This is a genomic window from Dyella choica, from assembly GCF_003977665.1.
Taxonomy (GTDB): Bacteria; Pseudomonadota; Gammaproteobacteria; order Xanthomonadales; family Rhodanobacteraceae; genus Dyella_B; species Dyella_B choica.
Genome location: NZ_RYYV01000007.1, coordinates 100,191 through 116,001 on the forward strand (window position 1 = coordinate 100,191; position 15,811 = coordinate 116,001).

General features: G+C 61.5%; 10 protein-coding genes. 4 read left to right on the top strand and 6 right to left on the bottom strand.

Annotation, left to right across the window (positions count from 1 at the left end):
• Window positions 1–52: 52 nt before the first annotated feature.
• From EKH80_RS11135 to EKH80_RS11145, 3 genes are all read left to right on the top strand, one after another.
• Window positions 53–3,235: an efflux RND transporter permease subunit gene (locus EKH80_RS11135; RefSeq protein ID WP_126684838.1), complete on the top strand. Its 3,183-nt coding sequence runs from the start codon at window positions 53–55 to the stop codon at window positions 3,233–3,235.
• Window positions 3,236–3,632: 397 nt separating this feature from the next.
• Window positions 3,633–6,821 (top strand): efflux RND transporter permease subunit, encoded by a 3,189-nt coding sequence (locus EKH80_RS11140; RefSeq protein WP_126684995.1) that lies wholly within the window; start codon window positions 3,633–3,635, stop codon window positions 6,819–6,821.
• 166 nt (window positions 6,822–6,987) lie between these two features.
• Window positions 6,988–7,323, top strand: a complete 336-nt coding sequence (locus EKH80_RS11145; protein WP_158628823.1) for a PDZ domain-containing protein — start codon at window positions 6,988–6,990, stop codon at window positions 7,321–7,323.
• 265 nt (window positions 7,324–7,588) lie between these two features.
• Here the strand turns inward: EKH80_RS11145 and EKH80_RS11150 are convergent, their stop codons facing one another.
• The 6 genes from EKH80_RS11150 to EKH80_RS11175 form a co-directional block, all read right to left on the bottom strand.
• Window positions 7,589–8,095, bottom strand: a complete 507-nt coding sequence (locus EKH80_RS11150; protein ID WP_126684840.1) for a hypothetical protein — start codon at window positions 8,093–8,095, stop codon at window positions 7,589–7,591.
• 198 nt (window positions 8,096–8,293) lie between these two features.
• The gene (locus tag EKH80_RS11155) at window positions 8,294–9,643 is read right to left on the bottom strand and encodes a hypothetical protein (RefSeq protein ID WP_126684841.1); all 1,350 of its coding nucleotides are present in this window, start codon (window positions 9,641–9,643) and stop codon (window positions 8,294–8,296) included.
• Between the two features lie 524 nt (window positions 9,644–10,167).
• The gene (locus EKH80_RS11160; RefSeq protein WP_126684842.1) at window positions 10,168–10,503 is read right to left on the bottom strand and encodes a hypothetical protein; all 336 of its coding nucleotides are present in this window, start codon (window positions 10,501–10,503) and stop codon (window positions 10,168–10,170) included.
• A gap of 168 nt (window positions 10,504–10,671) precedes the next feature.
• On the bottom strand, window positions 10,672–11,121 hold the full coding sequence (locus EKH80_RS11165; protein ID WP_126684843.1) for a DUF3617 domain-containing protein: 450 nt from the start codon (window positions 11,119–11,121) through the stop codon (window positions 10,672–10,674).
• Between the two features lie 125 nt (window positions 11,122–11,246).
• On the bottom strand, window positions 11,247–13,283 hold the full coding sequence (locus tag EKH80_RS11170) for an alkaline phosphatase family protein (protein ID WP_126684844.1): 2,037 nt from the start codon (window positions 13,281–13,283) through the stop codon (window positions 11,247–11,249).
• Between the two features lie 206 nt (window positions 13,284–13,489).
• The gene (locus tag EKH80_RS11175) at window positions 13,490–15,139 is read right to left on the bottom strand and encodes a multicopper oxidase family protein (RefSeq protein WP_126684845.1); all 1,650 of its coding nucleotides are present in this window, start codon (window positions 15,137–15,139) and stop codon (window positions 13,490–13,492) included.
• A 150-nt stretch (window positions 15,140–15,289) separates the two neighbouring features.
• Between EKH80_RS11175 and EKH80_RS11180 the strand changes: the two genes are divergently transcribed.
• Window positions 15,290–15,766, top strand: a complete 477-nt coding sequence (locus EKH80_RS11180; RefSeq protein ID WP_126684846.1) for a GNAT family N-acetyltransferase — start codon at window positions 15,290–15,292, stop codon at window positions 15,764–15,766.
• The last annotated feature ends 45 nt before the right edge of the window (window positions 15,767–15,811 follow it).

Consider the following 15,811-nt stretch of genomic DNA (forward strand, 5'->3'; position numbering starts at 1 on the left):
ATGCCTGCGGCCGTGGCTTACGCTTGCCTGACGCCCTGATGCGGGTGACGGCATGAATATCTTTGCGCCGATCGTGCGCCGGCCCATCGGCACCTCGCTGCTGGCGATCGGGCTGGTGCTGGCGGGTTTCTGCGCCTATCTGATGCTGGGCGTCGCGGCGCTGCCCACGCTCGATTTTCCCGGCGTGTTCGTGACCGTCGCCCAGCCAGGCGCCAGTGCGCAGACAATGGCCAACACGGTGCTGGCGCCATTGGAGCGCCACCTGGGCCGCATCCCGGGCGTGCAGGAGATGTACGGCAACGCCAACCAGGGCAGCGCCACGGTGATGGTGCGCTTCGATTTCGGACGTAACGTCGACAAGATCGCCACAGACGTACAGACCGCGATCAACGCCGCCCAGCCCGACCTGCCCACATCGCTGCCGAGCCCGCCGCAGTACTTCAAGTTCGACACCTCGCAGATTCCCATCCTGCACGTGGCGCTGACCTCCAGCAGCATGCCGCCGGACAAGCTCTACGATCTCACTGATACCCTGATCAGCCCGGCCCTTTCGCAAGTTCCGGGGGTGGCGCGCGTGCAATTGTTCGGCGGCACGCCGCACGCGGTACGGGTGGATGTGAACATCGCCGCGCTGTCCGCCAAGGGGCTGACCGCTAACGACATACGCAATACGCTGCGCGCCGCCAATGTCACCTCGCCGCAGGGCATTCTGAGCGACGGCCGGACGCAAATGACGGTGACAGCCACTGATGCGCTGCACACGCCGGACGATTTCGCCAGGCTGGTGATTGCCAACCATAAGGGCGTGCCGGTGTATCTGTCCGATGTGGCTGCCGTCGGCGGTGGCGAACAGGACAAATACCAGGCCGCCTGGTTCAACGGCACACGCACCGTGGGTCTGGAGATCAACAAGCGGCCGGAAGCCAATGCCGTCGCCACCGCCGAAGCGATCCGCGCCAAGCTGCCTGAACTGCGCCGGCTGTTGCCGGCCGACGTCCAGTTGACGCCGATCTTCGACTTCACCGAAAGCACCAAGGGCGCGCTGCACGAAGTGGAGGTGGCGCTGCTGATCAGTATCGTGCTGGTGTCGCTGGTAATGCTGGTGTTCCTGCGCCGGCTGCGCCCCACCCTGATCGCCGCGCTCAGCGTGCCGCTGTCGTTGGCCGGCGCCTTCGTGGTGATGTGGTCGCTGGGCTACACGCTCAATACGCTTTCGCTGGTGGCGTTGGTGTTGTGTATCGGTTTCGTGGTGGACGACGCCATCGTGGTGATCGAGAACATCTTCCGCCACATGGAGCATGGCGAGGCGCCGCTGGAGGCCTCGCTGCGCGGTGTGAGCGAGATCGGTTTCACGGTGATCTCGATCACCTTGTCGCTGATCGCGGTGTTCGCGCCGCTGCTGTTCGGCAACAACATGCTGATCATGCTGCTGCGCGAATTTTCGGTCACGCTCACGGCGGCCGTGGTGATTTCCGCGATCGTGTCGTTGACGCTCACGCCCGCGCTGTGCGGCCGTTTCCTGCAACCGGAAGCCGCCTTGAGCGCAGCGCCGTCGCGTATCGAACTAGCCTTGCAGCGTTTCGATCGCTGGCTGCACAGCCATTACGAACAGGCCCTGGACTGGGCCATGCGGCATCGCCGGCTGATGCGCTGGCAGCCGCTCACCTTGCTCCTTCTTACCGCGTTGCTCGGTTTTGTCACGGCGAAAACCGCGGGCGCGACTTTCATGCCGGACCAGGATACCGGCCAGCTCGCCGTCATGCTGCGCGCCGATGCCAACATCTCACCTACGATGCTTGCCGCACGCGTGCAACAAGCCAACAAGGTTCTGCAGGACGACCCTGCCACCCTCGACGTGCTGACCATTCTGGGTGCCGAGAACAATGGCGGCGGCGCCGTGGGCAATGCCGCGTCGATGTATGCGGATCTCAAGCCGCGCGGCAACGGTCCGGGCCAGCGCATGGAAGACATCAAGCAGGTGATCGAACGGCTGCAGAAGAAGTTCGAGCCGCTCGCCGGCCTGAAGGTGACGTTCAATCCGATCCAGTTCTTCAACGGCGGCGGCGCCGGCGACAACGCGGGGCAATACGAATTCCAGATCCTCGATACCAGCGGCGGCCAGGACCTGCAGCCGGTCACGTTGCAGATGGTGCGCAAGCTGCGCAGCATTCCCGAGCTCACCGACGTGAGCAGCAATTTCGACCTGGTGGGCAAGCAGCAGCAGATCACGATCGACCGCGAGAAGGCCGGCCGGCTGCTGGTCAATCTCGGCGACATCGATTCGGTGCTGCTCAATTCGTTCGGCCAGAACCAGGTCTCGGTGATTTATTCGGACATCAACCAGTACCGCGTGGTGCTGACTTCCTCCAGCTCCGAGTCGATGAGCGCCGCAGCGCTGCTCAACCTGTATATCCGCAACAGCAAGGGCCAGATGATTCCGCTGTCCGCGTTGGCCACGATTCTGCCGGACATGAGCCCGCTCGGCATCCGCCACCACGACCAGCAACAGGTCTCCACCATCAACTACAACCTCAAGCCCAAGGTGCAGCAAAACGAGGGCATCGAACTGGTAAAGCAGGCGTCGCTCGCGATACACATGCCGCCGGGGGCGCGGCTGGATTTCACCGGCGCCAACCAGCGATTGCAGGAGGCGCAATCGAATGGCGGCATTCTGCTGCTCGCGGCTATCGTTGCCATGTACATTGTGCTGGGCATCCTATACGAGAGCCTGGGCCATCCGCTGACCATTCTGTCCACCCTGCCGGCGGCGGGCATGGGTGCGTTCCTGGCCATGCTGGTCACCCACACGCCGCTGTCACTGATGGCGATCATCGCGGTGCTGATGTTGATCGGCATCGTGAAGAAGAACGCGATCCTGATGGTGGACTTCGCCCTGGTGGCACAACGCGAACGTGGCCTGGCGCCGCCGGACGCGATTCGCCAGGCGGCCTTGGTACGATTCCGCCCCATCACCATGACCACGCTGGTGGCAATGGGCGCGGCGTTGCCGCTGGCGATCGGCTTCGGCATCGGCTCGGAGATGCGCCAGCCGCTGGGCATCGCGATCGTTGGCGGATTGCTGGTATCGCAGTTGCTGACGCTGCTGAGTACGCCTGCCATTTATTTGTGGTCGTATGACTATGGCCTGCGCAAGGCGGCGCGCAAGGAGCGGCGCGCGGAGAAGCGGCGGCTGCGCGAATTGGGGTCGCAGTCGCCGGCGATCGAGGTTGAGTGACGAGGCAAGCGCACCAGTCTTGCCTCATCGTCATTCCGGCGCAGGCCGGAATCCAGTTTCAATACGCCGTGCGAAGCACTCAGAGCCCGGTTTTGTGTCCTGCGGACGCATATTGAGACTGGATTCCGGCCTGCGCCGGAATGACGGCGGGGTCTAGCGGCGGCGTAGGCTGGGACGGCAATCCCAGCGTGCGTGAGCCATAAGGAAGGCGGGGATCGTCATCCCAGCTACCGTCTGCCAAAAGGCTTGCCATGCCTTCCGGCACGGCCCTACTTCAAGCACATTTGCACGATGACGCATCAGTGTATGAAATAGGCATGGATACCTATCATTCGCACCATAGCCGTTCACGCGGCTTGTACATGGACGTCTCGTGCGCACGGATACAGACGCCGGCATGAACCTGTTCGAGCCGATCATCCGTCGTCCCATCGGCACGTCGCTGCTGGCGATCGGGCTGGTGCTGGCGGGCTTTTGCGCCTACCTGGTGCTGGGCATCGCTGCCTTCCCGTCCCTGCAATTCCCTGCCGTGGCAGTGACTGCCTTTTTCCCCGGCGCCAGCGCGCAGACAGTGGCTTCGACCGTGACAGCGCCACTGGAACGCCAGCTTGCGCGCATCCCCGGCATCCAGCGCATGACCTCGGACTCGAATGCGGGCGGGATGCTGATCCAGATCCAGTTCGAGATGTCGCGCAGCGCGGACCAGGCGGCCCGCGACGTGCAGGCCGCCCTCAATGCGGCCGGTCCGGACCTGCCGCCGGAGATGGCGCTGTTCCCACCGCAATACTTCAAGGCGGATACGTCGCAGATTCCTGTGCTGCTGATCGCGATGACGTCCACCAGCATGCCGCCGGACAAGCTCTACGATCTGGCCGATACGCTGATGCGCCCTGCGGTGGCGCAGATCACCGGTGTGGCGCAGGCGCAGTTGATCGGCGGCTCGCCGCATGCAGTGCGGGTGTCGTTGAATGGCGCGGCGCTGACCGCCAAAGGCCTGACCGCGAATGATGTTTCCAACGCACTGCGCGCGGCCAACGTCGCCTCGCCACAAGGCGTGCTCAGCGACGGCATGACGCAAATGACCGTGTCGGCCAATGACGGCCTGCGCACAGCTCAAGATTTCGCAGCGCTGGTCATAGCCAACCGGAATGGCGTTCCCGTGCGCCTGTCGGACGTGGCCTCCATCAGCAACGGTCAGGCGGACTCCACCCAGGCAGCCTGGTTCAACCATCAACCTGCCGCGATCATGCAGGTGATGAAGCGCCCCGAGGCGAACTCGGTACAAGTGGTGCAGGAGATCAACGCCACGCTGCCGAAGCTGCGAAGGCTGGTGCCGGCCGACGTGCAGGTCACGCCGATCTTCGATCTAACCAAATCCACCAAGTCCGCCTTGCACGAAGTGGAAGTGGCCCTGCTGCTCAGCATCGTGATGGTGGCGCTGGTGATGCTGCTATTTCTACGTCGCCTGCGTCCCACCATCATTGCGATGTTCAGCGTACCGCTGTCGTTGGCGGGCGCCTTTGTGCTGATGTACTCGCTCGGTTTCACGCTCAACATGCTGTCGCTGATCGCCCTGGTGTTGTGCGTCGGCTTCGTGGTGGACGACGCCATCGTAGTGATCGAAAACATCTTTCGCCACATGGAGCAGGGCGCCAAGCCGCTGGACGCCGCGCTGACCGGTGTACGCGAGATCGGCTTCACGGTGATCTCGATCACGCTGTCGCTGGTGGCCGTGTTCGCGCCGATGGTGTTCGGCAACAACCAGATGGTCATGCTGATGCGCGAATTCTCGGTGACGCTGATCGCCACCATCGTGATTTCCGCCGCAGTGTCGCTGACCCTAACGCCTGCGCTGTGTGGCCGCTATTTGATAGAAGAAACGGGTACGCGGTCGGCACCCGGCAAACTTGAAGCGGCCGTGGAACGCCTGGATCGCTGGTTGCTCGGCATTTATCGGCGTGCCTTGGACTGGGCCATGCATCACCGGCGCATGATGCGCTGGCAGCCGCTGATTTTGTTGGTGCTGACGTTTGGCCTGGCGGTGGCGGTGGCGAAGACCGCCGGCGGCGCGCTGATGCCGGAGGGTGATACCGGCATGCTGCAGGCCAACGTGGTGGCTGACGCGAACATTTCCCCCGAGCTGCTCGCCCAACGCACGCAGGCCGTGGAAGCCGTGATGCTGGCCGATCCGGCCGTGCTTGACGTGGGCTCCTTTCTGGGCGGCAACAACACCAACGGCGCGGTCGGCAACGAGGCGACGTTCTTCATCGACCTCAAGCCGCAGGGTGACGGGCCAGGACAACGCCGCGACCCTGCAGACAAGGTGATCAAACGGCTCAACGAGCAATACAAAAAGCTGACCGACGTGAACGTCGCGGTCACCAGCCTGGGCTTTTTCACCGACAGCGGCGGCAGCGAGGCGAAAGGAAAATACGCCTTCGCACTTACCAGCACCACCAGCCAACCCCTGCAGCAACCCACTCTGCGGATGGCGCAGATGATGCGCAAGATGAAGCAATTCAAGGACGTCAGCACCACCTTCGACAGCATCGGCAAGCAACAATTGCTTGAGATCGACCGCAATGCAGCCGCACGATTGCAGGTGAGCATCGGACAGATCGACCAGGCCCTGGCCGATGCCTTCGGACAGACACCGGCGTCGGTGATCTACTCCGACATCAACCAGTACCAGGTGATCCTGATCGCCGACAACGCCCATTCGCTCAGCCCCGCCACGCTGCTCAACGTATACGTGCGCAATGACCGCAACAAGATGGTGCCATTGTCGGCCCTGGCGCGCATCCGTCCACGGATCGAGCCTATCGACGTGCAGCACTACAACCAGCTGGAATCGGCAACGATCAATTACAACCTGGCCGAAGGCATCAGCCAGACCGACGGCCTGAAGTACATCGACCAGGCCATGTTCGCCGCACAACTGCCGCCCGGCGTGGTCAAGCAATACACCGGCGACAACGAGAAGCTGGTGGAGGCGGCCACCAACGCGGCGATCCTGTTCCTGGCCGTGATCCTGGCGATGTATATAGTGCTGGGCATCCTCTACGAAAGCCTGATCCATCCGCTGACCATTCTTTCGACCCTGCCCGCCGCCGGCATGGGCGCCTTTTTGGCCATGCTGATCACCCATACGCAAGTCAGCACGATGTCGGTGATCGCCGTGCTGATGCTGATCGGCATCGTGAAGAAGAATGCGATCCTGATGGTGGACTTTGCACTGGTCGCCGAGCGCGAAGGCGGCCTCACACCGCCGGAGGCGATCCGCGAAGCCGCGCTGGTACGTTTTCGCCCCATCACCATGACTACGCTGGTAGCGATGGGCGCGGCGTTGCCCTTGGCCATTGGCTTCGGTATCGGTTCGGAAATGCGCCAGCCGTTGGGTATTGCCATACTTGGCGGCTTGTTTGTGTCGCAGCTGCTGACCCTGCTCAGCACGCCGGCCATCTACCTATGGCAGCATGATCGCCGTGTGCGCAAGGCGATACGCAAGGCGCGGCGCGAGGAGAAGCGCAGGTCGCGGCAATTGGGCAAGCCGATTGCCGTACCTGAAGCGGAGAGGGTTGGGTGAGTGCCTACTGCGCGCGCGTCTGACGCAGCGTAAGCTGGGACGGCGATGGTGGGATTGTCATTCAAGCCTACGTACGAAACAGATCTGCAAATAGAGTTCCTGACACGGAGATTCGCCAGAAATGCATAAGCCCCCATCAGCCCCTGCCGTCCGCACATGGGTGTTCATGCTCCTGATGTTCACCTGCCTGGGAGTATCCGCAGCCGGTCAGCCAGGACAGTTTGGCATCGGATTCAAGGTGGAAACCGAGGGCTTCATGCTCAATCCTAAACTGAAGAGCGTCGTGGTGAGCGATCTGCAACCCGGGCTTCCGGCCGATAAGGCCGGCATCAAAGTCGGGGATGAAGTCGTCGAGGCCGATGGCAAGACCATCGCCGGAGCGAGTGCGTTCGGCATGCGGTCGACCATGCACAAAGATGCTGGCCAGGCCTTGACGTTGAAGCTCAAGCACCCGACTGGCGATAGCTACACCATAACCATGGTGGCAGTTCCCAAAACCTAAGGATGCCAAATCAAGCGCTTACGCGCCTGATTTGCGGCGGGCCTTCCTTGGCCCGCGGAACCTCTGAACTTATTCAGAGGTTCCCTAACGGGCTGGCGGGGCATCACCGAGGAAAAGTTCACGGACCAGGCTGCTCGCCAGCCCGGTCCTGAGACTCATGTTTCTTCACCATGGGAAGCGAATGCTTATTTGAGTAGCGCGTGTTTTCCCCACAGCAGTGATCGCTCCACGAAATGACTAGCAAGGCTGTGTCGCCACGGCGTCGTCAGGTGAAGCAGCCATGGGCCAGGGCCTCGCGCAAGACAGCGTTGATCGAGTTCGCGAACACGGCATCATTGAACGGCCTGGCATAGAAGCCGAAGGGGTTCCCTTTGTAGGCTTTGATCATTGGCGTAACGGCTTTCACGTAAAACTCCACCTCATCGCCATCACCCGTCAATCCCAGGTCTTCTTGCGAGGCAATCACTGCGCGCAGCGACAATTGGGACAACTTGAGGTTCTCGCCCTTCAGCGCAGGATACTTCCTGCTCTTGTCCAGCTGGTTTTTAGGATCCTTGAAGACAAGAATGCCACGCGTCCCCCCCCTGTCCAATCTGAAGCGCGTCACTGACTCTTCGACCCTCCCTACCATCCATTCGATGAAGAGCGTGGTTGGATTTTGCTTGGGTGCGTCGGGACCCAGTTTGGCAGAGCTTTTGCTGCTGCCGAGAAAAATGCCGGATTCAAGAATCGGCATCAGCGCATTGGTGGAATGTATGTAGATGCCGCTCACGTAAAAGCTCCATGCAGTGGTTTGAGTAGTTAATACGATCCGTACGCTTACGTTGCGAAACCCGGCATTGCTGTGTCGTGCGCTACGAGGATAGTCATCTCGGCCTAAGAGCTAGACGACGCATGCCATAGGGGTTTGCAGGCTGCGCACGAACCGGGCTAACCATCAGCCCGGTTCGTGCCCCTGCAAAACGGGCCGTCAATGCAACTCGTTGATCGCCGGATCGCGTTCCACCTTGAACACTTCCGGCGGCGGCGTGGCCGACTTCATCAGTTTGAGATGGAGCCTGCTGGCCTTCACGCAGGCATTGCCGCCGCCATCGATGAAAACACCGCCTTCATTGCATTTCCAGTCGTAGAAGTTGGCGATGCCCTGGGCGAGCTGCAGGCTGTAATCGGTGCTGAGCGCCCCGGCATCAAGGGGAACGCCGGCCTCTATGTTCTGGAACCAGCGCATCCAGCGGTCCGATCCCACCGGTGGAATCCTGGCGGGCGACAGGAAGGTGGGGTTCATCGGCGATAGCTGCGGACTTTCAGCAGTCATGTGACAGCTCAGGCAAGCACTTACCGGGTTGTCCACCGGACCGTTCAGGCGTCCATTCCAGCCCAGATGCGTGGGCGGCAGTTCGGGTTTGGCGTTGATGGCCGATTCCATGATCGCCGGATTGATCTTGGTGACGGTGGGCTGCTTGTTGGTGTAGTCGTCCTTGTTGTTTTTCGGATCGTTGCCCCACATCACACCGACCGGCACCAGGTTGCCCCAGCCTGACTTGCCGGTGACCGTGCCGTTGTACTGGAACGTGCCGAAGATCCAGCCGGTGCCCGGGACACGGCTGTCACGCACGGCGAAATCCATCTGGATCAGGGCGACGTTCTTGATCTGGCGGTTGGCCGAACTGAAGGTGTCGGTCACATAGGCCTGCCACAACACCGGATTGACCAGGAACGGCACCTGCTTCAGGTCGATGTCGGCAAACAGGGGTTTGCACACCACCGTACCGTCGTGAAAGCTGTTCGGCTTGGAGGTAACACTGGGATCAGGATCCTGCGGGTTCTTCCATACCTGGCCGATGGTGTAGCCGCCGATGTCGTTGTAGATGCCGACGGCATAGGTCGTGCCCGTGGCAGTTTGCGTGGCAGCAAGCTGCTGGGATTGGATCGGCGCTTCCTTGGTGAGCCCATGGATGCCTTCACGACCCGACGGTCCATAGTGCTGCCAGGGAATGTGATACCAACGACGGACCTTGTTCCTCTGCACGTCCCAGTCGGTGTCGACATTGCCTTCCAGGCAATACTTTTTCACGGCTTCCGCGTACGGACGCCATTGCTCGAAGTCGTTGCTGAACTTGGCGGGCAGCAGCTTGAAGAAAGCCGGCAGGGGCCCTTTCGGTAGGACCGCCGGATAATTCTGGCTCAAATGAAAATACGGCCCTGTATACGGCGCCGGCGGCTTGTAGCCGAAATCCGGGAAGGTCCCTGCATTGGCAACAGCCGTCATCATTGCTAATCCCGCCACGGTACCGGCTATTACGCCTTTGACGAAGTACATGCCTTGTTTCCCCTCTGTTGGTCATCCTCACCTCACGCAAGCATTGCGCCCGCGCACGTTGTCCGGTTGGTTCCGGCCCGGACGGCCTCCCACGGCCTATCGCGCGGTAACTTGAAGTTGCCGACGTCGTGGAAACGTGAAAGACGATCCTTGAAGGCGGTACGGGTTCGATCGGATCCGTTGCTGGAATCGCGGCCGATTGGGTAGTGATGTGCATCCCCACGCAGGCTGCAGGCTGGGAAGGCAACCCAGCAGCGGGAAGCGCAATGCCGCAAACCTTCCGTTGCTGCAGCGATCACTGGATGGCGCAGACAGGACATGGGTCCACATTGCTTTCCATCCCGGACATTGGCATCAGCCAACAGCGCACAAGCCAGTCGGCGAAAAACTCGCGAGAGGGTCTGAATCCTAGAACGGCATAAGCCTAGTCCATACACAAAGCAAAGAAGTATGTGCTTGCCATAAAGCAGCCCACCGTTCCTCAAACAGACCGACACCATGAGACTTTGCGAAACAAGGACGGCTCATCCGCTCGGCTCAGGCTTGAGCGTATCCGCGTATTGCTGCAGGAAATACACGGCCGCATGCAAGGCGGTGGTTTGCACGGGATTGAGCGGCCAGGAAACGGTCGTGCCGTGCAAGTCCGATAGCTTGGGCTGCTTGAGGGTTTCACTGCGTTCCAGCAGAGTACCGACGACATGGGTGGCCCATGAAATGCCGGCGAGTTTCGCGGCGTAACTGGTCAGCTTCTCCAGGTCCCGCTCTACGGAAAGGTGGCGCGGGTTGAATGGATTGCGCAGGGAAGATGGGTCGTTGCGAATGGAAAAGCATGCGTGTGCCACGTGATCTGTGCACGCCACGATCAACACTCCTCTTGTCGGGTTTGGTCAGCAGGTCGGGGGAGCTGCTTTCGCTCGGATGAAAGCGTAGGCCAGGGGGACCGGCCCAGCTATAAAACAAATCCGAAAGTGCAGGGATTTTGGTCCCCGCCTAACCTTTTGAACGGGAGTATGCCCGGTGGGCTGGAATCAGTCGGCAGGTCCGGTGCACGCTGCAAGGCGCTGGCCTTCGATCTCCAGTGCCGGCTGGCCATCCAGCATCAGCGTGCCTGCGAAATGTTGGGCCGAGTCCAGCTGTATGCGCGCGGTGCCTTTGTGTGCATCACAGCTGAGCTGCCATGCCAGCGCCGTGCTGGTGCGATGCTCATCGCTGCGTTGGCAGTTTTCGTCCGGCTCGGCGGTGTTCGCAAAGCTTGTCCACGGATCCGCGCCGTCGTAGAAGCATTTCCATTTCACCTGTCGCTGCCCATCCTTGAGGGTGTGCAGGGTGATCTTCCATAGGCCGGGCATGGCCTGGAAGTCGGCAGGATCGGCATGCGCACTGCTGCTGAGAGTGCCGGATGCGCCGATCAGCATCAGGGCGGCGATGGGGTTGGACCAGCGGCTCAGATAACCGGTAGAACGGGCTAGCAGGCTCATCGTTCGGATCGCGGGGGGCGGAAGGCTCTATTTGATAGGTGTTTTGTTACAGCTTGCGGACGCAAGCTTCGCTTGCGTTGCCCTCCCCCGCAAGCAGGGGAGGGCACCACAGTGCGGGAGTCCGCTCAGTTTTGCGCGTTGTCGTCGCCGTCCTCGCCCCCATGGCGATGGAAACGGAACATGTCCATCAAGTCGCCGATGGCCGGTGCATTGACCGGTACATACGGGTTGTTCGGCAGCGCGATCGGGTTCGGCAGGTTGTCACGGCTGCGGTGGGAGATGGTTTCGTCCAGGTCCCAGTTCGCTTCCACGAATTTGTCGAACGACACGTGATCGTAGTACGTGTGCACCACGCGGCCGCCTTTGGAGTACTTCGACACCACCAGCAGCGGAATGCGCGTGCCGTCGCCGAAGAAGTCGACCGGCTGCACGTAGCCGGAGTCGTAGTAGCCGCCGCCTTCATCGAAGGTGATCATCACCGCGGTGTTGTCCCACAGCTTCGGATTGGCCTTCACCATGTCGATGATTTTCTTCGCATAGCCCTCGAACAGCTCCAGCTTGGACGAGGACGGATGGCCGTCCAGCAGTCCGTCCGGCTTGGCGATGGAAACCGCCGGCAGGGTGCCGTTCTGGATGTCGCTGTAGAGGTTGTTGAGATCCTGGTTGTGCGCGCGCAGGGCCGGGTTGGTCATGATCTGCATGGAGTACAGGAAGGGATCGCAGATGTTGCAGAAGGTGCCGGCTTCGCCGTCTTCCTTGCCGGCGTCCCAGCCTTCACCGTAGTACTTCCAGCTCACGTGACGGCGCGTCAGCAGCAGGCCGAGGTTTTGCTGGCGGGTCGGCGGAAGGGTGAACTGGCTGGCGCCCAGCGGTGCAGGCGTGCCATCGCCCAGGTAACCGGGGTTGTAGTTGTTCACCAGGTAGTACGCACCCTTCTTGCAGTCGCCATGGCGGAAGGCGTGGTACGGCAGGCTCTTAAGGTATTTGCGCACCGCGGCAACGCCCGGTTGCCCGTCGTCCGAACAATTCACATAGGAACCGCCGCTGTAGCCATCCTGCACCCACCAATCGTTGGTGCCCGCTTGGGAATTCGGGTTTTCCACCTGGTTGGACGGCGGTACCGCCGGTTCGCCGTTGGCATCGGCGTAATAGATCAGGTCACCGAAGCCCAGCATGATGTGGTTGGCGCCCGTGCCGCCCATCACCGACTGGTGGAAGTTGTCGCTGAGCGCATATTCCTCGGCCAGCTGCTTGAAGTACGGCGCATCGCCCTGGGCCATGTTGAGGAACTGCATGGCGGTAGAGCCTTCATGCGTGCTCTGGTCGGTGAAGTTGGCCGGCTGTTGCTTGCCGTTGTTGCCGGCACCCAGGGTCACTTCCACCCACGGGAACAGGTCGGCGAGGCAGCCGCTGGGGTTTTTCCGCGTGGCGTGGCTCGCGTCGCAATCCAGCTGCTGCCACATCTGGAAGAAGCGGTGCACCGGACTGCTGGCGTAGTCGTTGTAGCTGATCGAGGCATGCATATCGACCGGCGCATTCGGCAACGTGGTCGGGAAGCGCGTATCGACCACGCCGTTAGGCAGTCCCGTGCCGCCTTCGGCCAGATAGGGGTAATAGTTCGTCGGCAAGCCCGGTTCAATCGCCTGGGCCTGGGCGGCCGAAGCAAGATAGGGCTGGGTGGGTGCGCCGCCGGTGTTGATCGACGGAAGGTTGGTGTAGGCGCTGGTCCGCTTGGGCGCCAGTTCAAAGTCACCGGATTGGGTGGCCTGCCATTGCTGAGCCAGGTCCACGTGTGGGCCGGGCGTGCCGTCGACATTGACGATGCCCTTGGACAGCAGATTGTCGACGGTTTGCCCGTGCGGCGGGGTGTAAGTGCCGTACACGTGATCGAAGGTGCGGTTTTCGCCGATCAGCAGGATCACGTGCTTGATCGGAGTGCGGGTGCGGGTGCTCGCGTCCTGCTCGAGATCCGGGCTGTAGAGGGTGACCGGGCCACCGGGCTGGCCGTTTACGGGTTTGCTAGCGGTGGCGGGTACGCTGGCGCGAAATTTTGCGTCATTGGATGCATCGGTATTCTGTGCGTTCGCCACCCCTACGAGACTGGTGATGAGCGCGCCGAATAAAAAAGGTTTCAACCGGGTACGGCCAAGCTTGGTGGGCATAGCTGGTGTCTCCTGCCGGCCTGTGGCGCAGGCCTGCGCAAATAGTCCCCCTGATTGCGGTCTGCGTTGTGCAAGGCCTCCGCAGACCGATCGGAAGTCTGCGCCGCCTACATGACGCAGCGTTGGCAGGAACGCGACACAGCGACACGGCGTGATGACAGTGCCGAGACAAACGTGACAAATGGCACGCGGGATTGACGTTATGTTTACGAATGCGCCGGCAACAGCTCAAAGGGCCGCATCATTTCGTTGTCCTCGTGCTCCAGGAAATGGCAATGCCAGACATAGCGGCCCGGCTCACCCTCGAAACGCATGGCGATGCGGGTGACCATGCCGGGATCGGCGCGCACGGTGTCCTTCCAGCCAAGTTCCTGCGCTTCCGGCGGCAGCGGCGGCCCGGTGAACACCAGCTTGCGATGCGCATTCCAGGCGAACAGATCGAACGGGCGGCGATCGATCACCTGGAAGCGCACCAGATGCAAATGGATCGGATGCGCGTCGCCGGTGAGATTGACGAAGCTCCAAGTTTCGACGCTGTGCTGGCGAGGGGTTTCCGTCACCGGATCAGACCAGCGCTTGCCGTCGAGCAGCATCGTCATGGCGTTGCCATTGGCGTCGTCGGTTTCGTTGAGGGTGAGGATACGGTTTTGCACCGCACTGGCCGGATCGATGCGTGCAACCGGGCGTAGCGAGGTCGGCACGGCGGATGTATCGCGATGGCCGTTGTCGCGGACACGAAACTCCAGTATGCCTAGCGATTCGTGGCGCAATTGCAGGGACTTGCCCGCAAAGCTCGAGAAGTCGATGACCACTTCGGCGCGTTCGGCGGGATACAGCTCGATTCGCGCCCGTTCCAAGGGCGCCGGCAGCAAGCCCTGATCGCTGGCGACCTGTTGCATGGCCTGATCGTGCGATAGCGAAAGATCGAAGAAGCGCGTGTTGGCGACATTGATCAGGCGCAAGCGATAACGTCGCGGCTCGACTTCCAGATAGGGAAATAGCTTGCCGTTCAACAACACGAGATTGCCGTTGCACTGCATGACCCACGGCGCGTCGGGGTCATCCGAAACCGGATAGTAGAGTTGACCGTCCTGCGCGACGAACCGGTCGCACAGCATCAACGGAATATCGTAATCGCCCGTGGGCAGGTTGAGCGCCTGTTCTTCCGCATCACGCACGATGTAGGCACCGAACAAGCCGGCATAGATGTTCAGACGCGTAATCCCCATCGCGTGGTCGTGGTACCAAAGCGTGGCTGCATCCTGCCCGTTGGCATAGCGATACAGTGCCGAGTGTCCCGGCGTATACCAGTCTTCCGGAAAACCGTCCGCGCCGGCCGACGCACGCGCACCATGCACGTGGGTCACAGCGCGTACTTCGGGCTGGCCTTTTTCCGCGCCATGCAGAGTGTGGTCGATCGGCAGGAAATGCTTCGCCGGCAAGGCATTCACCCATTCCACCATCAACGGCTCGCCACGTCTTGCCTCGATGGTTGGACCGGGAAACTGGCCGGCATAACCCCAGAGGGGCGTAGCGGGAATATCGCGATGCAGGCGCACCTTGCACGCGCGCATCTCGATCCGGTAGCAGGGCAGGGTGTGGCCGGGATTCGCCGGGTCCGCGCACTGTTGGGTAGCACGCGCCACGGATGGAACAGGGAGCGGATCGACGAATCTCGCCAGCGAAGTGGGATTGATCAGTGGCACCTTAGGCGCCGCCAAGGTGGCCGCGCCGGTGCGGACAGGCATCGCCATTGGCATGGTGGAGGCGCTTGCCGTGCACCTCACGTCACCAACCGCGTAAGCGCCGACGAATACGCCGGCGCCACGCAAAAAGTCCCGTCGCGTGATCGTCATGCGTTGCTCACGCGGTGGCGGTACGGATCGAGTCTGGGCATGGCCATTCCAACGACACTACGGGCGCGGCGTGACAGATACGTGGCAATGAGCCGTGGCGTATCGGGTGGGTTTATGCAATAAAACATGCATCGTGTACGAATCTTCATCATGACCAGCACCACCCAGCCCTTTCGAGTTCAATGGGTATTCGGCCAAGTGGCCGAAGCCCTGCGCCGCCAGATCGTCAGCTTCTGGTTGCAGCAAGGCGCCTTGAGCCATGCCGATGAAGCCTGGCGCCGATCCTTCGAAGTCGCGTGCGTGCTGCAGGAGGCAAGTGGCGGTCTCGCCGGTGTCTGCACCGTTGCGATCCACATCGATGACCAGGCTCGCTGCTACGGCTTCGTGCGCATGTTCATCCGGCCGGATTGCCGGCGGCCCGGGCTGAATATGCAGCTGATTGAGCGGACGATCGAGGGCTTCACTCAATTGGCGCGCGAACCGGGCGGCCCGCAGCGGCTGGTTGCGACGATCGAGAACCGCAAGCTGGAACGCAAAGCGGCGCAGCGCATCCTGGCCCGACTGGGTTTTGTTCACGCTGGCGTGGCGCCCCATGGTGAACGGGTGATGCAACGTAGGCTGGGATGACAATCCCAGCATCGCGTGACTTGCATGTATGGCAATGCTTGGTTT

Bases quoted from the DNA above. Each gene is read 5' to 3' on its own strand.
- EKH80_RS11140 (WP_126684995.1), top strand. From the start codon at position 3,633: ATGAACCTGTTCGAGCCGATCATCCGTCGTCCCATCGGCACGTCGCTG.
- EKH80_RS11155 (WP_126684841.1), bottom strand. From the start codon at position 9,643: ATGTACTTCGTCAAAGGCGTAATAGCCGGTACCGTGGCGGGATTAGCA.
- EKH80_RS11170 (WP_126684844.1), bottom strand. From the start codon at position 13,283: ATGCCCACCAAGCTTGGCCGTACCCGGTTGAAACCTTTTTTATTCGGC.
- EKH80_RS11180 (WP_126684846.1), top strand. From the start codon at position 15,290: ATGACCAGCACCACCCAGCCCTTTCGAGTTCAATGGGTATTCGGCCAA.
- EKH80_RS11135 (WP_126684838.1), top strand. From the start codon at position 53: ATGAATATCTTTGCGCCGATCGTGCGCCGGCCCATCGGCACCTCGCTG.
- EKH80_RS11145 (WP_158628823.1), top strand. From the start codon at position 6,988: ATGCTCCTGATGTTCACCTGCCTGGGAGTATCCGCAGCCGGTCAGCCA.
- EKH80_RS11165 (WP_126684843.1), bottom strand. From the start codon at position 11,121: ATGAGCCTGCTAGCCCGTTCTACCGGTTATCTGAGCCGCTGGTCCAAC.
- EKH80_RS11175 (WP_126684845.1), bottom strand. From the start codon at position 15,139: ATGACGATCACGCGACGGGACTTTTTGCGTGGCGCCGGCGTATTCGTC.